We start from the raw sequence: 24,236 nt of genomic DNA on the forward strand, positions 1-24,236 counted from the left end.
TGGAAGGCCCAGACTCCTCGACATGATCGACGACGGCCCGCAGCTGCTCACGATCGGACAGCTGGCCCGCCGCACCGGACTCACGGTGCGCACCATCCGGTTCTGGTCCGACGAGGGCGTCCTGCACCCCACGACCCGCAGCGCGGGCGGCTACCGGCTCTACGACGCCGAGTCCGTGGCCCGCCTGGAACTGATCCGCACCCTGCGCGAACTGGGCCTCGGCCTGGACGACGTACGGAAGATCCTCTCCGGGGAGCGGGACATCGCGTCCGTCGCCGCCGCACACGTGGCGGCGCTCGACACGCAGATCCAGGTGCTGCGGCTCAACCGGGCCGTGCTGTCGACCGTCGCCACACGCAATTCGAGCGCCGAGGAGATGGCCCTGATGAACAAACTCGCACGACAGTCCGCGGCCGAACGCAAGCGGATCATGGACGACTTCGCCGAGGAGATGCTGCACGGCCTGGACACCGTCGACCCGGCGGTCCAGGAACGGATGCGGGGCATGAGCGCGGACCTGCCGGACGACCCGACGCCCGAGCAGGTCGACGCCTGGGTGGAGCTGGCCGAACTGCTCCAGGACCCGGCGTTCAAGGCGCGGATGCGGCAGGCCACCGAGTACAACGCGGCGGACCGCACCCCCGAGGACGCGGCCGGCTCGTCCATGCTGTTCCTGCGCAAGCTGGTCGCGCTCGCGGGCGACGCGGTGCGGGACGGTGTCGACCCGGAGTCGCCCGCCGCCGAGCCGGTACTCCGCGAACTCCTCGGCGACGCCGACCGCGCCGCCGTCCTCGACCGGCTGCTCGCCACCATGAACGACAAGGTGGCCCGCTACCGGGAGTTGCTCGGCGTCCTCAAGGGCGGCACCCCCGAGCACCCGCACCGCGAGGAGTTCGCCTGGGTACTCGCCGCACTGCGTGCCAGCGCCGCCAGTTAATCTGGCCTCCGTCAACACGACAGTACGAAAAACGAGGGGTGACCCGGTGGCGGACATAGAGGAAGCACGCAAGGCGTTCGAGCGGTTCGACGCGGACGGCGACGGCTTCATCACGGCGGCCGAGTACAAGAGCGCCATGGCGCAGATGGGCGACTTCAACGTCACGGACTCCGTGGCCGAGGTGCTCATCGCGGGCCAGGACGCCAACGGGGACAAGCGGCTGTCGTTCGACGAGTTCTGGGCGAACCTGAGCAAGTGACTTCGCGGTTCGGTGGGGCGTGCGCATGACGCGCACGCCCCACCGCCGTCTCATGCCCCGACCGCGGACCTGTTCACCGCCGACATTGCCCCGGTCGGCCCATCGACCGGCACCGGCCCTGGTGTCATCCTCCAGCTATCAGGGCCGTCGCGACCCAGGACGGCCACTTCGACTGCGGGTGCGACATGGCCACACGGGGATGGGTACGGGGGCGGGTTCGGGAGCGGGCGTGCGCGGCGGGGCTCGGGGTGGGCCTCGCGCTGGTGCTCGTTCTCGCGGGCTGCGGCGGGGGCGGGGGTCCGGACACCTCCGGTGTCCCGGGCGGATCGGGTGGATCGGGCGGTTCCACGGGAGCGTCGGAGCAGACGACGTCGGGTGGCGGGGACGACGGGGGGACGGTATCCGGCGGGACCGGCGGCGATGACGGTGGCGGTTCCACCAACGGTGTTTCTGGGGGCGGGAGTTCGGAGAGTTCCGGTTCGGGCGGAGGATCCGAGGACGGTGGGAGCGGCGGCGACGGCGGCGGTGCGCCGGGCCTCCCCAGCGGCGGTGGCTCCGGCAGCGGTGGCGGCGGCGGTGACAAAGGTGGCGGTGACAACGGGGGCGGCGGCGCTCCCGGTTCACCCATGCACATTCCGGAAATCCAGCAGAAGGGCCGACCCCTCAACGACTCGGGCGATGCGTGGCCGCAGATCCAGAGCGCGTTCGCCGAGCAGTGCCCGCAGAAGAAGCTCTGCGTCGAACTCGTCCGTGTCTTCGTGGACAACACCGGCGAAGAACCCTGTGCGTACTCCTCCATGGACGCCGAGCAGGGCGACGTGATGACGAAGGGGCAAAGGATCACGTTGTTCGGCCAGGCCCCCTGCGACGTCACGTTGCCGCCGCCGGGCGAGGACCCGCCGGCGGACGACCCGCCCGAGTCCGGCCCGGCCGACGCCCCCGCGGCCCCGTGACCGCGTCGCCTCCGGACGGCGCCCCGCCTGGGCCCGACGACGCGTCGCCCGCGGAGGCCAACGCCACCGGCATCCGCCGCTTCGGAGCCCTGTTCGGAGCCGTCGTCGCGCCGACGAGCTTCGTCACCGCCCTGCTCTACTACTTCGGCTGGCACCACGCGTACTGGTTCTTCGACTACTTCGGCATCAACGCCACCACGCTGGGATTCAGCACCGTCGACTACCTGATGCGCAGCCTGGACGCCTTGTTCGTGCCGATGGCGGTGATGGCCGGCACCGGACTCATCGCGTTCTGGGGCCACGATCTGCTGCGCCAACGCATCGCAGAGGGCCGGCGGCCGCAGCTGCTGCGGATCGCGGTGCCGGTCACCGCGGGCGTGGGATTCCTGTGCGCGCTGGGCGGGTTCTGGAGCATCCTCGCCCCCACGTTCCTCACCCCTCACCTCGCCCTGGCCCCTCTCACCCTCGCCTCCGGCGTGATCCTCCTCGCGTACGCTCTCCATCTGCGCCGCGCGCTCGTCCTGGCGCCCGACGGGGTCGTCCCGCCCCGCACGGCCTCCGGCACCACGCCGGGTCCTCCGCCGGACGCGCCCCCCGACGCCACATCAGACACAACCCCCTCGCCGGCCTCTCCCGCTTCCTCGCCCCGCCCATCAACGGCCCCTGAAACGAACCGGGTTCGTCCCGACTGGGCGCCCGTCGCCGAATGGGGCGCCATCCTCGTCCTCGTCGGCCTCAGCCTGCTCTGGGCCGCCAACGACTACGCCGCCTCCGTGGGCCACGGCCGCGCCGCCCGCCTCGCGGCCCACCTCGCGGGCCAGCCCTCCGTGGTCCTCTACAGCCAACGCGACCTCGCCCTCGACGAGCCCGGCGTGCGCGAACTGCGCTGCGGCGACGGGAAGGCGACGTACGGCCACCGTTACGAGGGCCTCGTCCTCGTCATCCAGTCGGCGAACCAGTACGTCCTCGTCTCCAAGGCCTGGACCTCCGCCACCGGCTCCGCCATCGTGCTGCCGCGCTCCGACGCCGTGCGCCTCGAATTCGTCCCGGCCGGCGCGTGGCGGCCCCTCGGCCACTGCTGACGCGACGCCGGAATAGCCGCCTCGTCCCCGGGGTTCGTACCGCATGCGCAAACATCAAGAACCCCGACCATCCAGGACCCCGAAGGGCAAGGGCACGACATGAAGATCGGCATCATCGGCGCCGGCAACATCGGCGGCAACCTCACCCGTCGCCTCACCGCCGTCGGCCACGACGTCCACGTCGCGAACTCCCGCGGTCCGCACACCCTGACCGCACTGGCCGAGGAGACCGGCGCGACGCCCGCCACGATCGAGGACGCGGTGCGCGAAGCCCGGGTCGTGGTCGTCACGATCCCGCTCAAGGCGGTGCCGAACCTGCCCAAGGGGCTCCTGGACGCGGCGGCCCCCGACGTCGCCGTCATCGACACCGGCAACTACTACCCGCGGCAGCGCGACGGGAAGATCGCCGGGATCGAGGACGAGGGCCTGACCGAGAGTCGCTGGACCGAGCGCCAGATCGGCCACCAGGTGGTCAAGGCGTTCAACGGCACGTACGCCCACGACATCCTCGACAAGCCCCGCCCGTCCGGCGACCCGGCCCGCGTCTCCCTCCCGATCGCGGGCGACGACGCGGCGGCGAAGCAGGTCGTCTCGGCGCTCCTCGACGAGATCGGCTTCGACACCGTGGACGCCGGCGGCCAGGACGAGTCCTGGCGCCAGCAGCCCGGCACCCCCGTCTACGGCATGGCCGCCGACGCGGCCACCGTCCGCAAGGCGCTGGACTCGGCGTCCCCGCAACGCACGGCGGAGTGGCGCGCCTGACCGCCGGCTCCCGTCAGGCGCCGCCCGCCCACTCCTTCATGGCGGCCTTGCTGTCGAAGTCGGCGACGTTCTTGTCGAGGGGGCGGTCGGTGTACTGGTGGATCCGCCAGTCCGCCTGGATGCGGGGCTTGCCCGCGCTGACGTAGTCGGCGATCCAGAGGCCGTCGCCGGCGTAGGAGGTTGTGTCGATGTTCAGCCAGAAGTTTCTGTTCGAGTACAACAGGGTCCGGTGATTCGGCCGTAGCCGCTTCACCTCGCGGATGAACTTGTCCTTCTCCGCGTTGCTCGCGTGGGTGCCCTCGCCGGTCGTCTCCCAGTCCGCGGCCAGCAAGTCCCCTGCTTTTTCAGGGGCCTTGCTCACGAAGTACTCGGCCTGCGCCGTGATGTTCCCCGGCCACAGGAAGTGGTAGAAGCCGACCACACAGCCGGCGTCGCGGGCCCGCTTCGTCTGCGCGGCCAGGCGCGGATTGACGTACGAACGCCCCTCCGTCGCCTTGATGAAGACGAACGACACGCCGTCCGTGTCGAACGTGGACTGGTGCGAGCTGACGTCGATGCCACGGATCATGCTGGCCTCCGGTCGGTGGGGCGACGAGGTCGAACTTTCATCGTCCCTGATCCGGCCGGATATGAGGCCATCTTTGCGTAGATCGGCGGCTGTTGGTCATGCCTGCCGTGACGGCGACGACCTCGCCGGGCCACGCGGATGTCACATTCGCCGCGGGGTGATCCGTCGGTCTGGTGAACCCTTCCGGAGGAGCACATCATGTTCAGCGTCTACGCCGTCGTCACCGTCCTCGCCGCCGTCGTCTACGGATCGGCGGCCGTCGCCAACCTCGCAGGCCACCCCTATCCGAAGGCCCAGGCCGACAAGCTGGGAGTGCCGTACGCGTGGATCCCGTGGCTCGGGACGGCGCTCGGGGCCGGTGCGCTGGGGCTCGTCGCCGGGTTCGTGGTCCCGGCGCTCGGGATCGCCGCCGCGTCGGGCCTGGTGCTGTACTTCGTCGGGGCGCTCGGCGCGCATGTGCGCGTAGGGGACCGGAACTACGGCGGGTGGTCCTTCTGCTGCGCACTCGCCGTAGCGGCTCTGGCCCTGAGGGCCGCTGTCTAGAGTCCGACGTTTCGGTCGGGCCGGCCGCTCAGCCCACCGGGAGCGGGTCCAGCCGTTCCGCGGGATAGAAGATGTCGATGTCGACCTCCTCACCGCCGACGATCTGGGTGTCCCAGGCGCCGCTGTGCACCAGGGTGTACAAGGTCTGACCGTTCAGTGTGTCCAGGTGCTTCAGGAGCGTCGCGTCGTCGGGCAGTCCGGGAATCCGCGGCGCCAGACGGTCGCGGATCGCGCGGAGTTGCTCCATGAGGGCGTCGACGTCGGCCTGCCGGTCGGGTGTCCGCTCCGCGGCCTCCGAGATGCTCTGCTGGATCTTGTCCTTGATGGCCCGGGTCACCCCTTGCTCATCCGTGGTGATCATCGAGTTCCAGGCGCGGCTCTTGTGCCGGTATTGGAGCATCGACATGGCCGCCTCGTGGCGTACGAAGTCGGCATCGCGCAGCGGCCGCCCGCGCCAGGTGCCGCTGAGTGACCGGGCGAGCGAAATGGCCGATCCCCAGCCGCTGTTGAGGCCGCGGCCCGGCCAGAAGTGGATGGCGTTGGCGGCGTCCCCGAGGAGGAATCCGTACGTGCCCGGTCCCGCGGCCGTCCTGGGGCGCAGCCGCGCGGTGAACCGCGGGCGCTGCACCATGTCGAGGCGGAACGCGGTGACGGCGCTCAGGTCGGACTCGGGCACGGCGAACAGCGCCAGGCCTTCCCTGACCCGCTTCCACAGCGCCGACCCCTTGATCAGGGCGGGCAGGAACAGGGTGCTGTGGGTGTCGCAGAGGAAGTCGCCGTCCTCGCTGCGGTTCATCACGCACGGCCGCGAGGCGATGCACTCCTCGAAAACCTGCCGGACGGGGTCGATCCCCACGACCTCCTTCGCCTCCTCGTCGGTGAGCCGCATGTTGAGGAAGCCCTCACCGTGCAGGGAGTTGAGGAGGAACCGGTTCTGCGCCACGGTGAGCAGCACGGACATCGCGTCCGGCAGCCTCGACTTCACCTTCAGGCCGAGCACCACGTCCTGGAGATGCGCGCCCTCCAGCGAGTAGATGGACTTGTCGGCCCGGCCGAACTTCTCGGCGAAGTGCTCACGCGTCCGGGAGCGGCCCCCCTCGCAGATGGCGAGCACATGGTCCCCGGCTGCGCTCTTCTCGTGCTCGACCGGGTCGAACCGCTCCGGCACGAGGCGGATGCGGTCCGGTTTCTCGTTGGCCATCTCCAGGAGCGTGTCCTCCACGTAGGCGATCCGGATGTTGCGCGGCTGGTGACCGCGGATCGAGTCCGGGCCCGCCGGCCACATCTCGCTGTACGCGCCGTCCTTGAACAGCCGCTCCTGGACCTCCTGGGGAAGGCCCAGGTACTGACGGCTCTGCACCGTGACGACCTGCATGCGCCGGACGTTGCCCTGCGTCGCGTCCTTCCAGACGACCCTGTCCCCGGCCCGGGTCCAGCGGCCGTCGTAGATCGTGACGGCGGCCCGGGGACCGAGCAGGGACTCCAGGAGCAGGGCGAAGGCAAGCCCCACAGGACCGCCGCCCGACACCGTCACCTTGAGCACCGGGACCGGCTGCTCGGCGGGAGGCGGCGTGAGGGCCTCCAGGACGGAGAGATCCATGATGGTCTCCATCGGTCCGGCCGCCTCGAAGCAGAACGTCTCGTCACCGATCGTGATGACATCGTCGGGCTGGAGCACACGCGAGGTCATGCGCTCCCCGTTGACGTATGTCCCGTTGCTGCTTCCCAGGTCATAGAGCATGAATCCATGGCCCTCGCGGCGTACCTCGGCATGGAACCGGGAGATGCTCGCGTCGCGGATCACCACGTCGTTCGCGGGCTTGCGGCCGAACGTGAGGGGCTTCGCTCCGATGCCGAATCGCTCTCCGGCCAGGGAACCTTGACGGCTGACTATCTCAGGAGGCATGAGTCCTCGGATTCCATTCATCCAACGAGCCAGGACCGTGCGGCGAGGGCGGCCGGAGCCCGGCCGCCCTGCCCGTACGTCAAAGCTAGAGGCGTCGACGAATTCGGGAACCCCCTGGCGGCCTCAGCACTCGATGATGTTCACCGCGAGCCCGCCGCGCGCCGTCTCCTTGTACTTCACGCTCATGTCCGCCCCCGTGTCCCGCATCGTCTTGATGACCTTGTCCAGGGACACCTTGTGCGAGCCGTCGCCGCGCAGGGCCATCTTCGCGGCCGTGACGGCCTTGACCGCCGCCATGCCGTTGCGCTCGATGCACGGGATCTGGACGAGGCCGCCGACCGGGTCGCAGGTCAGGCCGAGGTTGTGCTCCATGCCGATCTCGGCCGCGTTCTCGACCTGTTCCGGGGAGCCGCCGAGCGCCTCCGCGAGGGCGCCCGCCGCCATCGAGCAGGCGGAGCCGACCTCGCCCTGGCAGCCGACCTCGGCGCCGGAGATGGAGGCGTTCTCCTTGAAGAGCATGCCGATCGCGCCCGCGGTGAGGAGGAGGCGGATCACGCCGTCCTCGTCGGCTCCCGGCACGAAGTTCACGTAGTAGTGCAGGACCGCGGGGATGATGCCGGCCGCGCCGTTCGTGGGGGCCGTCACGACCCGGCCGCCCGCCGCGTTCTCCTCGTTGACCGCCATGGCGTAGAGCGTGATCCACTCCATGGCGAGGGCCAGCGGATCGCCCTCGGCGCGCAGCTTGCGGGCCGAACTCGCCGCGCGGCGGCGGACCTTGAGGCCGCCGGGCAGGATGCCCTCGTGGGACATGCCGCGGGAGACGCACGCCTGCATGACGCGCCAGATGTCGAGGAGGCCGGAGCGGATCTCGTCCTCCGTGCGCCAGGCCTTCTCGTTCTCCAGCATCATCGCCGGGATGGACAGGCCGGTCTCCTGTGCGAGGCGGAGCAGCTCGTCGCCGGTGCGGAAGGGGTACTTGAGGACGGTGTCGTCGGGGACGACCGGGTTCTCGCCGTCGACCGCGGCCTCGTCGACCACGAAGCCGCCGCCCACCGAGTAGTACGTCTTGGTGAGCAGCTCCTTGCCGTCGGCGTCGTACGCCCACAGCGTCATGCCGTTCGCGTGGTACGGGAGGGCCTTGCGGCGGTGCAGGATCAGATCGTCGTCGTACGAGAAGGTGATCTCGTGCGCGCCGAGGAGGTTGAGGCGGCCCTGGCCCTTGATCGTCTCGACCCGCTCGTCCGCCGACTCGACGTCGACGGTGCGCGGGGAGTCGCCCTCAAGGCCGAGCAGTACCGCCTTCGGGGTGCCGTGCCCGTGCCCGGTCGCGCCCAGCGAGCCGTACAGCTCGGCGCGGACCGAGGAGGTGTGGGCCAGCAGGCCCTCGTTCTTCAGGCGCCGCGCGAACATGCGCGCCGCGCGCATCGGGCCGACCGTGTGCGAGCTGGACGGGCCGATGCCGATCGAGAACAGGTCGAAGACCGAGATGGCCACGGTGGGACTCCAAAGGTGGTGGTAGACGCCGTTGTCTGCCGGACAAGCGAGAGTGCGGTGGAAGCGGCCGGGGCACCGTGCTCACTGGTGATATTCCTGGTTCCAGTGTGCGCGGTGCCCCGACAGGACGTACCTACGAAAGGGTACGTAATCCGGGCCGAATTACTTCAGGCCGGGGTACAGCGGGTGCTTGTCGGCCAGAGCGGTCACTCGGGCCTTCAGCGACTCGGCGTCGTACGACGGCTGAAGCGCGAGCGCGATCACGTCGGCGACCTCGCGGAAGTCCTCGGCGGTGAAGCCGCGGGTGGCGAGGGCGGGCGTGCCGATCCGCAGGCCGGAGGTGACCATCGGCGGGCGCGGGTCGTTCGGGACCGCGTTGCGGTTGACCGTGATGCCGACCTCGTGGAGCCGGTCCTCGGCCTGCTGGCCGTCGAGCTCGGAGTCGCGCAGGTCGACGAGGACCAGGTGCACGTCCGTGCCGCCGGAGAGGACGTTGACGCCCGCTTCCCGTGACTCCGGGGTGGTCAGGCGCTCGGCGAGGATCTGGGCGCCCTCGATCGTGCGGGCCTGGCGCTCCTTGAAGTCCTCGGAGGCCGCGACCTTGAAGGAGACGGCCTTGGCCGCGATCACGTGCTCCAGGGGGCCGCCCTGGAAGCCCGGGAAGACCGCCGAGTTCAGCTTCTTCGCGAAGTCCTTGTTGCGGGCGAGGATGATGCCGCCGCGCGGACCGCCGAGCGTCTTGTGCGTCGTGGACGTGACGACGTCGGCGTACGGGACCGGGTTGGGGTGCAGGCCCGCGGCCACGAGGCCCGCGAAGTGCGCCATGTCGACCCAGAGCAGCGCCTCGACCTCGTCGGCGATGCGACGGAACTCGGCGAAGTCCAGCTGGCGCGGGTACGCCGACCAGCCGGCGATGATCACCTTCGGGCGGTGCTCCTTGGCGAGGCGCTCGACCTCGGCCATGTCGACCAGGCCCGCGTCGTCCACGTGGTACGGGACCACGTTGAACTGCTTGCCGGAGAAGTTCAGGCGCATGCCGTGCGTGAGGTGGCCGCCGTGCGCCAGGTCCAGGCCGAGGATCGTGTCGCCCGGCTTGGCGATGGCGAAGAGTGCGGCCTGGTTCGCGGAGGCGCCCGAGTGCGGCTGCACGTTCGCGTACTCGGCGCCGAAGAGCGCCTTCACGCGGTCGATGGCGATCTGCTCGGTGACGTCGACGTGCTCGCAGCCGCCGTAGTAGCGGCGGCCGGGGTAGCCCTCCGCGTACTTGTTGGTGAGGACCGAGCCCTGGGCCTCCATGACGGCGGCCGGGGCGAAGTTCTCCGACGCGATCATTTCGAGGGTCGACTGCTGGCGCTTCAGCTCGGCGTCGACCGCGACGGCGACCTCGGGGTCGAGCTCGTGCAGGGATTCGTTCAGTACGGACATCGGTGGGGTCAGCTCCCGGAGAACTCGGTGTACTCGTCGGCGGAGAGCAGGTCCTTCGGCTCGTCGGCCAGCCGGACCTTGAACAGCCAGCCACCCTCGAACGGGGCCGAGTTGACGAGCGCCGGGTCGTCGACGACGTCCTGGTTGATCTCGGTCACCTCGCCGCCGACGGGGGAGTACAGGTCGGACACCGACTTGGTGGACTCCAGCTCGCCGCAGGTCTCGCCCGCGGTGACGGTGTCCCCGACCTCGGGGAGCTGGACGAACACGATGTCACCGAGCGCGTTGGCCGCGTGCTCCGTGATGCCGATCGTGGCGACGCCGTCCTCGACGGCCGAGAGCCACTCGTGCTCCTTGCTGTAACGCAGCTGCTGGGGGTTGCTCATGATGCGAATTCTCCTGTACGCGGGAAGGTGCTGGTGACGGAGGGGGCGCCCGGACGGGCGGGGCCTACTTCTGGCGCTTGTAGAACGGCAGTGCCACGACCTCGTACGGCTCGTGCGTGCCGCGGATGTCGACACCGACACCCGCCGTACCCGCCTCGGCGTGCGCGGGATCCACGTACGCCATCGCGATCGGCTTGCCGAGCGTCGGGGACGGGGCGCCGGAGGTGACCTCGCCGATCACCTGGCCGTCGGCGACGACGGGCATCCCGGCGCGCGGCACGCGGCGGCCCTCGGCGATGAGGCCGACGAGCTTGCGGGGCGGGTTGGCCTCGGCCTTCGCGGCGGCGTCGCGAAGCGCGTCGTGGCCCACGAAGTCGTCCCCGTGTGAGGTCTTCTCGAACTTCACGACGCGGCCGAGACCGGCGTCGAAGGGCGTGAGGGACGTCGACAGCTCGTGCCCGTACAGCGGCATGCCCGCCTCCAGGCGCAGCGTGTCCCGGCAGGACAGGCCGCAGGGGATCAGGCCGTACTCGGCGCCCGCCTCGGTCAGCGCCTGCCACAGCTTCTCGGCGTCGGCGGGGGAGACGAACAGCTCGAAGCCGTCCTCGCCGGTGTAGCCGGTGCGCGCGATGAGCGCCTGCACACCGGCGACGGTGCCGGGCAGACCCGCGTAGTACTTCAGGCCGTCCAGGTCGGTGTCCGCGGAGGACGTGACGGACTTCACGATCGCCGCCGAGGCCGGGCCCTGCACGGCGAGCAGCGCGTACGCGTCGTGGTCGTCGCGGACCTCGGCGTCGAAGCCGGCGGCGCGCTCGGTGAGGGCGTCGAGCACAACCTGCGCGTTGCCCGCGTTGGCGACCACCATGTATTCGGTCTCGCCGAGCCGGTACACGATCAGGTCGTCGAGGATCCCGCCGTCCGCGCGGCAGATCATGGTGTAGCGGGCGCGGCCGGCGCCGACGGAGCCGATGTTGCCGACGAGGGCGTGGTTGAGCAGGTCCACGGCCTGCGGCCCGGTCACGGTGATCTCGCCCATGTGGGAGAGGTCGAAGAGGCCGGCCCTCGTGCGCACGGCGTTGTGCTCGTCGCGCTCGCTGCCGTAGCGCAGCGGCATGTCCCAGCCGGCGAAGTCGGTCATCGTCGCGCCGAGCGAACGATGCAGGGCGTCAAGAGATGTCGTACGGGTCATCAGTGGTGCTCCCGGGCATGACGGCGATGGCGGAGTCCCGTACGCGTACGGGACGCCCTCCCCATCTGTCATCGGAACCTGAGAGGTTCGCCCCGAGGGGCTTGCACCTTGGGTGGGGGCGTCACGTCACAAAGACGCCCCACTTTTCAGATCTGCCTCGCCCGCGCGGTACGGGGCCTGAGAGATTCAAGGGAGGAACTTGCTCCTTCGGCGCCCGGGTACTCGTCGTACCCGGAACTCTCCCGCGCGGATTCAAGCGGCCGGTATGCAGTTGCGGGCACATCATTGCATGCCCGTCCGACAGGGAAACCCCTTGAGGTGCATTACCTTCTCTTTACACTTGAGGGGCAAGGGTGACGTGACCGGAACGGGGAGGACGATCACGGTGCACAAAGCAGTGGCGGGGGCTTACGCGGTATCCGCTTCGGCGTCGGTGGTGGCGGGGGTGCGGATCCCCGGTCAGCGCTCGGTGCGGGACCTGCGCGGCCGTCGCGGGCACACACCGCGGCAGCTCGCCTTCGCGGCGGGCGACTTCGTCGTGCTCTCGGGCCTGCCGGGCAGCGGCAAGTCGACGCTGATGCGGCGGGCCGTCACCGAGATCCGGATCGATTCGCAGGACACCCGCGAGCGCTGGTCCGCGCGCATGCCGCGCTACCTGCCGTACGCGCTGTACCGCCCGGTGGTCCGCGTCGCGCACTACGTGGGGCTGCGCCGGGCGATGCGCTCGGGCATGAGCGTCGTCGTGCACGACTGCGGTACGCAGGCGTGGGTGCGCCGCTGGGTGATCCGCACGGCGCGGCGGCGCGGGGCCGCCGTCCACCTGATGCTGCTCGACGTACCGGCGGACACGGCACTTGAGGGGCAGCGGGACCGCGGCCGCGGGGTGTCCCGGTACGCCTTCGCGCGCCACCGCCGCGCGGTGGGCGCGCTCGTCAGCTCGACGGAGCGGGGGAACCTGCCGGCCGGGATGGAGTCGGCGGTGCTGCTCGACCGGGCGGCGATGGAGGCACTGGGAGGGATCACATTCGGCGACTGAGGCCGGGCCGTATGGACGAGTTAAAGTCGGCGGGCACCAGAAGCGGGCAGAACAGCAGAGGTTGATGGCAGTCATGGAGTTCCCAGGCACCCCGGAGCCGGGTCACGGTCTCGCCCAGGGGCACGAGGGCGGCTACGCCCACCCCTCGCAGGGCTGGCCCGCCAACGAGTTGGAGGAGGTCCTCGCCGCGGCTCTCGGCCAGGAGGCGGGCGCCTCCGCGGGCGGCAGGATCGTCGAGGTCCTCGGCCGCAGCCACGTGTGGATCCCGCTGCCGAGGGGCGGTTCGAACGCGAGCAGGGACCTCGACCTGCCGAGCCTGGAGATCGAGGGCCAGGCCTACGTCCCCGTGTTCAGCTCCGAGCAGCAGTTCATGGCGGTCACCGGTGGCCGGATGGACTGCACGGTGGCCCCGGCCGTGGAGTTCGCGCGCGGGCTTCCGCCGCAGGTCGGCATCGCGGTGAACCCGGACGGCACGGTCGGCGTGCCGCTGCCGCCGCCGGCCGTCGCCGAGCTGGCCCGCAGCGGTCGCACGGCGCTGGACGGCCCGGCGACGGGCGGCCGCGTGGTGCTGAGCGAGCCGGACTGGCAGGTCGACCCCATGGACTTCCTGGCCGCGGTCCGCGAGGAGTTCGACGGGCTCGGCACGGTACTGAGCGCCCGGCGCTGCCTCGCGACCGTGGAGGACGCGGAGCCGTCCCTGTTCATCGGCGTGGAGCTGTCGCAGGCCGTGGGCGCCCCGAGCGGTGCGGGGAACCTTCCGCTGGACGCGCTGGGGCGGGCGCTGGGCCGCGCGCCGGTGGCCTGGGCCGTCAACCTGGTGTTCCTGGACGTGACGCAGGACCCGGTCGCGGACTGGCTGCGTACACACGTACGGCCGTTCTACGTACGAGAAGGGTGACGGCGTCCGTCAAGTCGGTGTCAGTATCGCCGCTTAAGCTGGTTTCATGACGTGACCGGTCGGCGCTTCGCTTTCCGGCCACGTGTGGGACACGGACGTATTTGAAGAGCCGAAGGGGCGGTTACGGGTGAGCGCGTCGGGCACGGCCGCGGCCGGACAGGTCGAGCACATGCTGCGCCAGGTGACGCCGGGACGCTACGACGCGTACGAGGCGCTCCTCAAGGCCCTCGCCGACCCCGCGGCCGGGCAGGTCTGGATGCTGCTCTGGCACGGCCAGGCCGGCTCCCCGGACGCCCAGTACGGGAACATGGAGGTGGACGGCTTCTCGTACGCCCCGTGCGTCACCTCCGCCCAAGAGCTCTCGGCCTCCGGCTGGTCGCGGGCGTACGAGGTGGTGAGCGGGGTCGACGCGGCGCGCACGCTCTACCCCGACCACTACGGGCTCTGGCTGAACCCGCACGCGCCGGGTGGCGGCGTCGGCATCCCGTGGCTCGACCTGCGCCGCATCGCGGGCGGCCTCGACCGGCAGCCGGCGGGCCCGCTGAGGCTCTCCGAGCCCGCGATCGAGATCCCCCAGTTCTACGCGGTCCTGACGCAGAACGCGCACCGTACGACGGCGATCCGCTCGCTGCGCCGCGCCTGGGTCCAGCCCACGCTGGGCGCGCCCTACCTCGCCATCGGCCTGGACGTCTACGACACGTCCCCGGCGTCCGTGGACGCGGTCCGGGCGATGATGCAGCAGTCCATCCCGGCGGTCCCCGAGGGCCTTCCGGTCTCCACGGTCGCGATGTCGGACGAGTACGACCCGGTGGCGATGTGGCTGCGGCAAGCGCGGCCGTTCTATGACCGGGAGGCCCATGCGGCTCCCGCCGGGGGTGGGTACGGGTATCCGCCGCCGTACGGGGCGACGTACTGAAAGGCGCCCTCAAGCGCCGGGCGGGCTGGAACTGCGCGGCCGACCGCAACATGTCCGGTTCACCCCAACTGCCCCGCGTCCGCCCCCCGTTCACCGCAGTCCGGATAACGGAACACCCCAGCCTGCATCACGGTTAGGCATCCTTTCGCCGTCAAGTCTGGCAACAGATCACGCCCAGGTTGAAGACTCCCGCAGCAAGGGGCTTCGCCTCTGTGTACGACGGACTGAACCAAGCCGCCACAGCGGCAAGTGCGGGCCGGTCACCGCCGGTTGAGAGGGGTCCCTGCCACGATGACGGCACCAATGCACGACACGAGCGCGGAAGTGGAACCGAGCGCACCGGTCGAGCCCGCCAAGGGAGACGCAGACCGCAAGGTCGAGGGCCGGTCGCTCAAGCAGATCGCCTGGAACCGCCTGAAGCGCGACAAGGTCGCTCTCGGCGGTGGCATCGTTGTCGTGCTCCTGGTCCTGGTCGCGGTCTTCGCGCCGCTCATCGTCAGCCTGCTCGGCCACCCGCCGAACCAGTTCCACCAGGACAAGCTCGACCCGCTGACGAACCTGCCCCAGGGCGCGCTCGGCGGCGTGAGCAGCGACTTCCTCTTCGGCCTCGAACCGAACAAGGGCCGAGACGTCTTCAGCCGCATCGTCTACGGCGCCCGGATCTCGCTGCTCGTCGCGTTCCTCGCGGCGATCGTCGCCGTCGCGTTGGGCACCCTGTTCGGCATCATCGCCGGCTACTTCGGCGGGTGGATCGACGCGGCGATCAGCCGCGTGATGGACGTGCTGCTCTCGTTCCCGCAGCTGCTCTTCATCATCTCCCTGGTCTCGGTGCTGCCGGACGACCTGCTCGGCCTGACCGGCAGCGGGGTGCGCATCGCCGTACTGGTCCTCGTCATCGGATTCTTCGGATGGCCGTACATCGGGCGCATCGTGCGAGGGCAGACGCTCTCCCTGCGGGAGCGTGAATACGTCGAGGCGGCAAGGTCGTTGGGCGGTGGCTCGCGGCACATCCTGTTCCGCGAACTGCTGCCGAACCTGGTCGCGCCGATCGTCGTCTACATGACGCTCATGATCCCGACCAACATCCTCACGGAGGCGGCGCTCAGCTTCCTCGGTGCGGGTGTCCGGCCGCCCACGGCCTCCTGGGGCGGCATGCTCCGCGACGCCCTGGAGACGTACGAGCACGACCCGATGTTCATGGTCTTCCCGGGTGTCACGATCTTCATCACCGTTCTCGCGTTCAACCTCTTCGGCGACGGGCTGCGCGACGCCCTGGACCCGAAGGGCACCCGGTAACGCCGTACAAGTCCAACCGGCTTTCACCGAACTGCCCCTGCAGCACCGTCAGGTGGCTTGACTCCATGGTTCTCCGGCAGGTGTCCGGGACCGCGATCTCGGAGGTTACGAGAAAATGCCCACAGGTTCCTCGAAACGACGGCTTGCCGCCGGCGCCGCCCTCGTGGTCGCGGCGCTGGTGTCGACCACGGCGTGCGGTGGCGGAGACGGCGACGACTCCAAGGACTCGTCGAAGGGCGCCGGTTACGACGCCGCGTACAACAAGATCGCCAACCCTTCGAAGAAGAAGGGAGGCACGCTGCGCATGGTCGGCAAGCAGGACCTGGACTCCGCCGACCCGCAGCGCGCCTACTACGGCATGTCGTGGGACTTCATGCGGTTCTACACGCGCCAACTGGTGACCTACGCGCCCAAGCCGGGTGCGGCCTCCAACGAGCTGGTCGGTGACCTGGCCAAGTCCAAGGCCGAGATCTCCGACGACGGCAAGACGTACACGTACCACCTGCGTGACGGGATCACCTGGGAGGACGGCTCGCCGATCACCTCCAAGGACGTCAAGTACGGCATCGAGCGCATCTGGGCGACGGACACCATCACCGGTGGCCCGCAGTACCTGAAGCAGAACCTGGACCCCAAGGGCGAGTACAAGGGCCCCTACAAGGACACGTCCAAGGACAAGCTGGGTCTGAAGTCGATCGAGACGCCGGACGACCAGACCGTCGTCTTCAAGCTGCCGAAGCCCAACGGTGACTTCGAGCAGTTCCTCGCCATGCCGACCGGCTCGCCGGTCAAGCAGGAGAAGGACACGAAGACCAAGTACACCTCGCACCCGTTCTCCGCCGGCCCGTACAAGTTCCAGTCGTACAAGGCCAACAAGAAGATCGTGCTGGTGCGCAACGACAAGTGGAAGAAGGCCTCGGACCCGATCCGTGCCGCGCTTCCCGACAAGATCGACGTGACGATCTCCGCCAACCTGGAGGAGAACGACAAGCGCCTCATGGAAGGCGATTACGACCTGGACATGAACGGCACCGGCATGACCCAGTCGGGCCGTGTCACCGCAGTCCAGGACCACCGCGACAGCGTCGACAACATGCGGACCTCCTTCGTCCGCTACGTCGCCCTCGTGCACAAGGCCGAGCCGTTCGACGACGTCCACTGCCGCAAGGCCGTGTTCTACGGGACCGACTTCGCGGGCCTGCAGCAGACCCGCGGCGGCAAGCTGGCCGGCGGCGACATCGCCAACTCCACCCTGCCGAAGTCCATCAAGGGCCACAGCGATTACGACCCGTACGGGATCCTCGCCCGCAAGGGCAAGCCGGACGCGGCCAAGGCCAAGGCCGAGCTGAAGGAGTGCGGCAAGCCGAACGGCTTCTCCACGAAGATCACCGCCCGTACCAACAACCCGGGCGAGGTCGACACCGCCGAGGCGCTGCAGGAGCAGCTCGCCAAGGTCGGCATCAAGGTCGAGGTGGACTCCTTCGACGGAGCCGAGTCCGCCTCGGTCACCGGTTCCCCGAAGGTCGTCAAGTCGCGCGGCTACGGCATGATCATGAGCGGTTGGGGTCCGGACTTCCCGTCCGGCCAGGGCTTCGGCCAGCCGCTGTGGGACAGCCGCTTCCTCGCGCAGACCGGTAACTACAACGAGTCCGAGATCAACGACCCGAAGATCGACGGCCTGTTCGACAAGGCGATCGCGGAGACCGACACGGACAAGGCCGGCGAGATCTACAAGTCGCTCGACAAGCGGATCCTCGACCAGGCCGACTGGATGCCGTTCATCTACGAGAACAACATCACGTGGCGTGGCCCGCGTCTGACCAACGCCATGATGGCCGACGCCTACAGCGGTCGCTACGACTACGCCTCTCTGGGCGTCGTCAAGTAACACCCCTCCCGGATGGCGGAGTTGATCCGCCGTCCGGTTCGCCCCAGCCGCCGAAACCCGCCAGTCCGAAGGGCAGGTGATGGCCCCGGGCTGCGGTCGTGAACCCCCACAAGGGGCGCACGGCCGCCGCCGGGCCGCGCACAGTGCTTGCTTATCTCATCCGGCGCCTGTTCGCCGTTGTCATCATGGTGCTCGTCGTTCTGTTCGCGACCTTCACCATCTTCTTCATGCTGCCCAAATGGGCGGGCCAGGACATCGCCGTGCTCTTCGCCGGCAAGTCGTCCGGCGCCGAGCAGCTCGCGGGGATCCGGATCAAGCTGGGGCTCAACGACCCTCTGCTCGTCCAGTTCTGGGAGTTCGTCAAGGGCATCCCGATGGGACGCGACTACGCCAACGGCAATGACGTGACCCACTGCGGGGCCCCCTGCTTCGGGTACTCGTTCCGTTCGGAGGAACCCGTCTGGAACACCCTGAAGGACGCGCTCCCGGTCACCGGCGCGCTCGCGTTCGGCGCCTGTGTGCTGTGGCTCGTCGGCGGCGTCGCCACCGGTGTCGTCTCCGCCCTCAAGCGCGGCTCGATCTGGGACCGCGCCGCCATGACCACCGCCCTCGGCGGCGTCTCCCTGCCGGTCTTCTTCACCGGCATGGTCGCGATGGGGATCTTCGTGCACAGCCTCGGCTGGGTGACGATCGCCGGCAGCCTCTCCACCGACGACTCGATCGGCACGTGGATCGAGACGATGATCCTGCCGTGGATCGTGCTCGCCTTCCTCAACGCCGCGATGTACGCCAGGCTCACCCGCGCCACCATGCTGGAGATCCTCGGCGAGGACTACATCCGCACCGCGCGCGCCAAGGGCCTCGGCGAACAGACCGTCATCACCCGGCACGCGCTGCGCTCCGCGATGACGCCGATCCTCACCGTCTTCGGGCTCGACCTCGGCGTGCTGCTGGGTGGCGCCGTGCTCACCGAGTCCACGTTCAACCTGCCGGGGCTCGGCCTCGCGGCGGTCCAGGCCATCAGCAACAAGGACCTGCCCGTGATCCTCGGCGTGACGCTCGTCGCGGCCCTCGCGATCGCCGTCGCCAACCTCGTCGTGGACCTCTTGTACGCAGTCATCGACCCGCGAGTGAGGCTGGGATGACCGAACTGAACAAGACCGGAGCGGCGGTCGGCGAGCCCGTCACCGCCTCCGGCGCCCCCAGCTCCTTCCTTGAGGTCCGGGACCTCAAGGTGCACTTCCCGACCGACGACGGCGTGGTCAAGTCCGTCGACGGGCTCTCCTTCACGCTGGAGAAGGGCCGCACCCTCGGCATCGTCGGCGAGTCGGGGTCCGGCAAGTCGGTCACCTCGCTCGGCATCATGGGCCTGCACACCACCGGCCAGTACGGCCGGCGCAAGGCGCGGATCGAGGGCGAGATCTGGCTGGACGGCACCGAGCTGCTCTCCGGCGACCAGAGCACCGTGCGCAGGCTGCGCGGCCGCGACATGGCGATGATCTTCCAGGACCCGCTCTCCTCGCTGCACCCGTACTACACGATCGGCAAGCAGATCGTGGAGGCCTACCGGGTCCACCACAACGTCGACAAGAAGGTCGCGCGCAAGCGGGCCGTCGAGATGCTCGACCGGGTCGGCATTCCGCAGCCGGACAAGCGCGTCGACTCCTATCCGCACGAGTTCTCGGGCGGCATGCGCCAGCGCGCGATGATCGCGATGGCCCTCGTCAACAACCCCGAGCTGCTGATCGCCGACGAGCCGACCACCGCGCTCGACGTGACGGTGCAGGCGCAGATCCTCGACCTGATCCGCGACCTCCAGAAGGAGTTCGGCTCGGCCGTCATCATGATCACGCACGACCTCGGCGTCGTCGCGGAGATGGCGGACGAGCTCCTCGTGATGTACGGCGGCCGCTGCATCGAGCGGGGCACGGCGGAGCAGGTCTTCACCACGCCCCAACACCCGTACACCTGGGGCCTGCTGGGCTCGATGCCGCGCATCGACCGGGACCAGACCGAGCGGCTCACCCCGGTCAAGGGCTCCCCGCCCAGCCTCATCAACCTGCCGAGCGGCTGCGCCTTCAACCCGCGCTGCCCGTACGCGGACGTACCCAAGGACAACATCACGCGCACCGAGCGCCCCGAACTGCGGGAGGTCGGCTCCGGACACTTCTCCGCCTGCCACATGTCGGGCGAGGAGCGCGAGCGGATCTGGAACGAAGAGATTGCGCCGAAGCTGTGACGGACGCCAAAGGACCTGAAGCCGAGATGACGCCCCCTACGATCCCCCAGCAGGCGACGACCTCTCCGGACGCGGCGGCCGGTGAGCCGCTGCTCAAGGTCGACGGCCTGGTCAAGCACTTCCCCATCCGCAAGGGACTGCTCAAGCGGCAGGTCGCCGCGGTGCAGGCGGTCGACGGGCTCTCCTTCGACGTCCGCGCCGGTGAGACGCTCGGCGTCGTGGGCGAGTCCGGCTGCGGCAAGTCGACGATGGGCCGGCTGATCACGCGACTCCTCGAACCGACCGCCGGGCGCGTCGAGTTCGAGGGCACGGACATCACGCATCTGAGTACGAGCGGCATGCGGCCGCTGCGCCGCGACGTCCAGATGATCTTCCAGGACCCGTACTCCTCGCTGAACCCGCGCCACAACATCGGCGCGATCGTCGGCGCCCCGTTCCGGCTTCAGGGCGTCAAGCCCGAGGGCGGCGTGCGCAGATCGGTGCAGGAGCTCCTGGAGAAGGTCGGCCTCAACCCCGAGCACTACAACCGCTACCCGCACGAGTTCTCCGGCGGTCAGCGGCAACGCATCGGCATCGCACGAGCGTTGGCCCTGAATCCGAAGCTCGTGGTCGCGGACGAGCCGGTGTCGGCGCTCGACGTCTCGATCCAGGCCCAGGTGGTGAACCTCCTGGACGACCTCCAGGACGAGCTCGGCCTCACGTACGTGATCATCGCGCACGACCTCTCGGTCATCCGGCACGTCTCGGACCGGATCGCGGTCATGTACCTCGGCAAGATCGTCGAGTTGGCGGACCGCGACGACCTGTACGCGACGCCGATGCACCCGTACACCAAGGCGCTCCTGTCGGCCGTCCCGGTGCCCGACCCGAAGCGCCGCGGGGTCAAGAGCGAGCGCATCCTGCTGCGCGGCGACGTCCCCTCGCCGATCGACCCGCCCACCGGCTGCCGCTTCCACACGCGCTGCTGGAAGGCGACGGAGCTCTGCAAGACGACGGAGCCCCCGCTGATCCCGCTCGCCACGGCCCACCAGGTCGCCTGCCACCACCCGGAGAACGCCCCGGACCAGGCCCCGGAGGACACCAAGCTCCTCCAGGTGGCGAAGGAGGCAATCGACGTGATCACGGTCCCGAAGACGGTTCAGCCGGACAATTAAGCCCGCTCTGGGACGAGAGCCGACGGGGCATTTCAAGCCCCTGGGGCGCGAGCCGGCGGGGCATTTCAAGCCCCTGCGGCGATTGAGCAGCGGGGTCCGGGGCGGAGCCCCGTGGCGTGGGTGCGGCGCGCCCATGGTCTCGGGGGCCCGCCCCGCTCCGTAGGCATGTACATGGCCCGAAAGGGTCATGTACACGCGCACCGCCGAGCGGCAGCATTCCGCTGTCCGTTACACCGGAACCCGCTCGAAGGGACGCCCATGGCACTCTCCCGTTCGGCACGCCTGGCCGCGCTCACCGTAGCCGCCGCCTCCTTCTGCCTGATAGCCGCCGCCCCCGCCCCCACCCCCGGCTCCGACGGCATCGGCGACCCGTACTTCCCGCAGCTCGGCAACGGCGGCTTCGACGCCCGGCACTACGCCCTCGACGTCGCGTACAACCCGGACACCGACCGCCTCGACGGCCGCACGACCCTCACCGCGCGCGCCACCCAGAACCTCTCCGCCTTCGACCTCGACCTGCAGAAGCTGACCGTCACCAACGTCGAAGTGAACGGCAGACGCGCCGAGTTCACACGCAGCGGGGACGAACTGCGCATCACACCGCGCTCCTCGCTCCACAAGGGCAAGTCCTTCACCACGACCGTGACCTACGGCGGCGTCCCCGAACCCCTCAGCGGCCCCATCGTCTTCGGCTCCGACTACGGCTGGATGAAGACGGAGGACGGCGTTTTCGTCGCGTGCGAGCCGAACGCCGCGTCCACCTGGTTCCCCTCCAGCGACCACCCGTCCGACAAGGCCACGTACGACATCAGGATCAAGGCGCCGAAGGGTCTCACCGGCGTATCGAACGGCCGCCTCGTCGACACGTACGACACCGACAAGGGCAAGCGGACCGTCCACCACTGGCGCGAGTCGAAGCCCATGGCGACGTATCTCGCGACCGCCACCATCGGCAAGTTCGACGTGAAGAGCGGCAGGACGCCCGCCGGAACGCCCATCTACGTAGCCATCGACCCGGTCCTCGCCAACAGCAACAACGTCGACGTGTACGCGGTGACCGCCGAGGCCACCGACTACTGGGAGCAGGTCTTCGGCCCGTACCCCTTCGAGGAGACGGGCGCGATCGTCGACGACATGCCGCAGGCCGGCTTCTCCCTGGAGACCCAGTCCAAGCCGATCTACTCGGCCGTCCGCTCCGAGTCGACGATCGTGCACGAGCTGGCGCACCAGTGGTTCGGCGACTCCGTCTCGCCGAAGCAGTGGGACGACATCTGGCTCAACGAGGGCTTCGCCACGTACGCCCAGTGGCTGTGGACCGAGCACAAGGGCGGTGCCTCCGCCCACGACTCCTTCCTCGCGGGCTACAACTCCCGCCCCGCGAACTCCTCCTTCTGGCAGGTCAAGATCGGCGACCCGCGGCGCGACACGATGTTCGCCTCCGCCGTCTACCAGCGCGGCGCGATGACGCTCCAGATGCTGCGCGAGCGCGTCGGCGACAAGGCGTTCTTCAAGCTGCTGCCGCAGTGGACGAGGCTGCACAGCTACGGCAACGCCCAGACGTCCGACTTCATCGCCCTGGCCGAACGGGTCTCGGGTCAGCAGCTCGACGACCTCTTCGACACGTGGCTGTTCACGACGGGCAAGCCCAGCCTGTAGGGGGCCCGCGGGCACGGCAGGTAAGAATGTCGCGTGCTCCAGGAACTGTTCAGTCCCTCCGTCCAGCATTGGCTCGACCTCATCGGGATCTTCGTCTTCGCGATCTCCGGTGCCCTGATGGCCGTCCGCAAGAACTGGGACGTCTTCGGGATCGCCGCGCTCGCGGAGGTCACCGCGCTGGGCGGAGGAGTCTTCCGCGACCTGGTCATCGGCGCCGTGCCACCGGCCGCGTTCATCGATCTCGGCTATTTCGTCACGCCGCTGATCGCCGCCGCGCTCGTCTTCTTCCTGCACCCGGAGGTCGAGCGCACCCAGACGGCGGTGAACGTCTTCGACGCGGCGGGCCTCGGCCTGTTCTGCGTCACGGGCACGACGAAGGCGTACGACTACGGGCTCGGGCTCACCGCGTCCACCGCGCTCGGCCTCGCCACCGCGGTCGGCGGCGGCGTGCTGCGCGACATCATCGCCAACGAGGTCCCCTCCCTCGTGCGCTGGGACCGCGATCTCTACGCGGTGCCCGCCATGGTCGGCGCCGGGATCGTCGTCCTGTGCATCCACCTCGACGCCCTGGACGCCTTCACCAGCGGCCTCGCGGCCCTCACCGCTTTTGTTCTGCGACTGCTCGCGATGCGCTACCACTGGCGGGCGCCGCGCGCGTGGAACCGCAGGTCGGCGGGGGTGGAAGTGACGGAGGAGACACCGTAGCGGCGGAGTGGAGCGAGGGGAAAGCTACCGCTCAGTAATCTCCTGTTGTACGTTTCCGTGTATGGCAGACGCAGTATCCACGCAGAGTCGCCCGGCCGTCATCGGCGACAGTGAGTTCGACCGCGACACCGCCGTCACCCGGCGCGCGGGCGAACCCGGTGTCTACGACATCGACCTCTCCGCCGGCTGGACGATCATCAACGCCCTCAACGGCGGCTACCTCCTCGCCGTGCTCGGCCGCGCCCTCGCGGACGCCCTGCCGCACGACGACCCGTTCACGGTGTCGGCGCACTACCTGACCGCGTCCGCGCCGGGCCCCGCCGTGATCAGGACCGACGTGGCCCGCTCCGGGCGCACCCTCTCCACCGGCCAGGCCTCCCTCTTCCAGTTCGCGGAGGACGGCAGCGAGGTCGAGCGGATCCGGGTCATCGCCAGTTACGGCGACCTGGACACGCTCCCCGACGACGTACGCACGAGCGCCGAGCCGCCCGTCATGCCGCCCGCCGACCAGTGCTTCGGCGCGGGCGACGCCCCCGAGGGCGCGCCGCCCGTCCCCGGCAGCTCCGCGATCTCCGACCGGCTGGACCTGAAGCTCGACCCGGCCACGCTGGGCTGGGCGCTCGGCGCGCCGTCCGGCAAGGGCGAGATGCGTGCCTGGTTCGGCCTCGCCGACGGCCGCGACATGGACCCCCTGTCGCTGCTGCTCGCGGTGGACGCGCTGCCGCCGACCGCCTTCGAGATGGGCCTCAAGGGCTGGGTGCCGACGGTCGAGCTGACCGTCCACGTGCGCTGCCGCCCGGCCCCGGGACCCGTCCGCGTGTCGATCACGACGCGGAACCTGGCCGGCGGGTTCCTGGAGGAGGACGCCGAGATCTGGGACGCGAAGGACCGCCTGGTGGCCCAGTCGCGCCAGCTCGCGCGCGTACGCCTCGGCTGACGTTCAC

23 protein-coding genes and 1 riboswitch are annotated in these 24,236 nt (G+C 69.6%); of the genes, 17 read left to right on the plus strand and 6 right to left on the minus strand.

The features are described from left to right. The first annotated feature begins 22 nt into the window (after positions 1-22). The 5 genes from ACFYWS_RS32820 (at position 23) to ACFYWS_RS32840 (ending at position 3,993) form a co-directional block, all read left to right on the plus strand. Positions 23-937, plus strand: coding sequence for a MerR family transcriptional regulator (locus tag ACFYWS_RS32820; protein WP_389282508.1), 915 nt, complete (start codon positions 23-25; stop codon positions 935-937). 46 nt (positions 938-983) lie between these two features. After that, positions 984-1,196 (plus strand): EF-hand domain-containing protein, encoded by a 213-nt coding sequence (locus ACFYWS_RS32825; protein WP_389282509.1) that lies wholly within the window; start codon positions 984-986, stop codon positions 1,194-1,196. Between the two features lie 626 nt (positions 1,197-1,822). Then, complete coding sequence (locus ACFYWS_RS32830; protein ID WP_389282510.1) at positions 1,823-2,149, plus strand: hypothetical protein; 327 nt, start codon at positions 1,823-1,825, stop codon at positions 2,147-2,149. Further along, positions 2,146-3,231 (plus strand): hypothetical protein, encoded by a 1,086-nt coding sequence (locus ACFYWS_RS32835; protein ID WP_389282512.1) that lies wholly within the window; start codon positions 2,146-2,148, stop codon positions 3,229-3,231. Before ACFYWS_RS32830 ends, ACFYWS_RS32835 begins: the two co-directional genes overlap by 4 nt. Positions 3,232-3,330: 99 nt before the next feature. Then, positions 3,331-3,993: an NADPH-dependent F420 reductase gene (locus tag ACFYWS_RS32840; protein ID WP_389282514.1), complete on the plus strand. Its 663-nt coding sequence runs from the start codon at positions 3,331-3,333 to the stop codon at positions 3,991-3,993. 13 nt (positions 3,994-4,006) lie between these two features. Here ACFYWS_RS32840 and ACFYWS_RS32845 read toward each other — a convergent pair whose 3' ends face one another. Continuing rightward, a complete protein-coding gene (locus tag ACFYWS_RS32845) occupies positions 4,007-4,561 on the minus strand; it encodes a glycoside hydrolase family 25 protein (RefSeq protein WP_389282515.1) in 555 nt (184 codons plus the stop codon). Positions 4,562-4,759: 198 nt separating this feature from the next. Here ACFYWS_RS32845 and ACFYWS_RS32850 point away from each other — a divergent pair, with 198 nt between their 5' ends. Next, positions 4,760-5,104, plus strand: a complete 345-nt coding sequence (locus ACFYWS_RS32850) for a DoxX family protein (RefSeq protein ID WP_389282517.1) — start codon at positions 4,760-4,762, stop codon at positions 5,102-5,104. Positions 5,105-5,132: 28 nt separating this feature from the next. Here the strand turns inward: ACFYWS_RS32850 and ACFYWS_RS32855 are convergent, their stop codons facing one another. The 5 genes from ACFYWS_RS32855 to gcvT form a co-directional block, all read right to left on the minus strand. Beyond that, the gene (locus tag ACFYWS_RS32855; protein ID WP_389282519.1) at positions 5,133-7,010 is read right to left on the minus strand and encodes an FHA domain-containing protein; all 1,878 of its coding nucleotides are present in this window, start codon (positions 7,008-7,010) and stop codon (positions 5,133-5,135) included. Between the two features lie 123 nt (positions 7,011-7,133). Continuing rightward, a complete protein-coding gene (locus ACFYWS_RS32860) occupies positions 7,134-8,504 on the minus strand; it encodes an L-serine ammonia-lyase (protein WP_389282521.1) in 1,371 nt (456 codons plus the stop codon). Between the two features lie 162 nt (positions 8,505-8,666). Then, positions 8,667-9,929 carry a serine hydroxymethyltransferase gene (gene glyA / locus ACFYWS_RS32865; RefSeq protein ID WP_389282523.1) on the minus strand — a complete coding sequence of 421 codons (1,263 nt, stop codon included), beginning with the start codon at positions 9,927-9,929 and terminating at the stop codon, positions 8,667-8,669. An 8-nt stretch (positions 9,930-9,937) separates the two neighbouring features. Further along, positions 9,938-10,315 carry a glycine cleavage system protein GcvH gene (gene gcvH, locus ACFYWS_RS32870; RefSeq protein ID WP_351335343.1) on the minus strand — a complete coding sequence of 126 codons (378 nt, stop codon included), beginning with the start codon at positions 10,313-10,315 and terminating at the stop codon, positions 9,938-9,940. Between the two features lie 64 nt (positions 10,316-10,379). Next, positions 10,380-11,504 carry a glycine cleavage system aminomethyltransferase GcvT gene (gene gcvT, locus ACFYWS_RS32875; protein ID WP_389282525.1) on the minus strand — a complete coding sequence of 375 codons (1,125 nt, stop codon included), beginning with the start codon at positions 11,502-11,504 and terminating at the stop codon, positions 10,380-10,382. A gap of 156 nt (positions 11,505-11,660) precedes the next feature. Then, a riboswitch (glycine riboswitch) is annotated at positions 11,661-11,759 on the minus strand. Positions 11,760-11,937: 178 nt separating this feature from the next. Here gcvT and ACFYWS_RS32880 point away from each other — a divergent pair. The 11 genes from ACFYWS_RS32880 (at position 11,938) to ACFYWS_RS32930 (ending at position 24,229) form a co-directional block, all read left to right on the plus strand. Then, entirely contained in the window at positions 11,938-12,540 is a 603-nt protein-coding gene (locus tag ACFYWS_RS32880; RefSeq protein ID WP_389282784.1) for an AAA family ATPase, read from the plus strand. A 73-nt stretch (positions 12,541-12,613) separates the two neighbouring features. Then, a complete protein-coding gene (locus ACFYWS_RS32885) occupies positions 12,614-13,438 on the plus strand; it encodes an enhanced serine sensitivity protein SseB (protein ID WP_389282527.1) in 825 nt (274 codons plus the stop codon). Positions 13,439-13,565: 127 nt separating this feature from the next. After that, positions 13,566-14,354, plus strand: a complete 789-nt coding sequence (locus ACFYWS_RS32890) for an enhanced serine sensitivity protein SseB C-terminal domain-containing protein (protein ID WP_389282529.1) — start codon at positions 13,566-13,568, stop codon at positions 14,352-14,354. 291 nt (positions 14,355-14,645) lie between these two features. Continuing rightward, positions 14,646-15,650, plus strand: coding sequence for an ABC transporter permease (locus tag ACFYWS_RS32895; RefSeq protein ID WP_389282530.1), 1,005 nt, complete (start codon positions 14,646-14,648; stop codon positions 15,648-15,650). A 115-nt stretch (positions 15,651-15,765) separates the two neighbouring features. Further along, a complete protein-coding gene (locus ACFYWS_RS32900) occupies positions 15,766-17,538 on the plus strand; it encodes an ABC transporter substrate-binding protein (RefSeq protein ID WP_389282532.1) in 1,773 nt (590 codons plus the stop codon). Positions 17,539-17,681: 143 nt separating this feature from the next. After that, positions 17,682-18,683 (plus strand): ABC transporter permease, encoded by a 1,002-nt coding sequence (locus ACFYWS_RS32905; RefSeq protein WP_389282786.1) that lies wholly within the window; start codon positions 17,682-17,684, stop codon positions 18,681-18,683. Further along, positions 18,680-19,777, plus strand: coding sequence for an ABC transporter ATP-binding protein (locus tag ACFYWS_RS32910; protein WP_389282533.1), 1,098 nt, complete (start codon positions 18,680-18,682; stop codon positions 19,775-19,777). Before ACFYWS_RS32905 ends, ACFYWS_RS32910 begins: the two co-directional genes overlap by 4 nt. Positions 19,778-19,803: 26 nt before the next feature. Next, complete coding sequence (locus ACFYWS_RS32915) at positions 19,804-20,931, plus strand: ABC transporter ATP-binding protein (protein ID WP_389282534.1); 1,128 nt, start codon at positions 19,804-19,806, stop codon at positions 20,929-20,931. A 258-nt stretch (positions 20,932-21,189) separates the two neighbouring features. Next, positions 21,190-22,587 (plus strand): M1 family metallopeptidase, encoded by a 1,398-nt coding sequence (locus ACFYWS_RS32920; protein WP_389282535.1) that lies wholly within the window; start codon positions 21,190-21,192, stop codon positions 22,585-22,587. 33 nt (positions 22,588-22,620) lie between these two features. Continuing rightward, positions 22,621-23,292 carry a trimeric intracellular cation channel family protein gene (locus ACFYWS_RS32925; RefSeq protein ID WP_389282537.1) on the plus strand — a complete coding sequence of 224 codons (672 nt, stop codon included), beginning with the start codon at positions 22,621-22,623 and terminating at the stop codon, positions 23,290-23,292. Positions 23,293-23,353: 61 nt separating this feature from the next. Next, entirely contained in the window at positions 23,354-24,229 is an 876-nt protein-coding gene (locus tag ACFYWS_RS32930; protein ID WP_389282539.1) for a thioesterase family protein, read from the plus strand. Positions 24,230-24,236: the final 7 nt, after the last annotated feature.

It is taken from the genome of Streptomyces sp. NPDC002795, assembly GCF_042888725.1.
GTDB lineage: Bacteria > Actinomycetota > Actinomycetes > Streptomycetales > Streptomycetaceae > Streptomyces.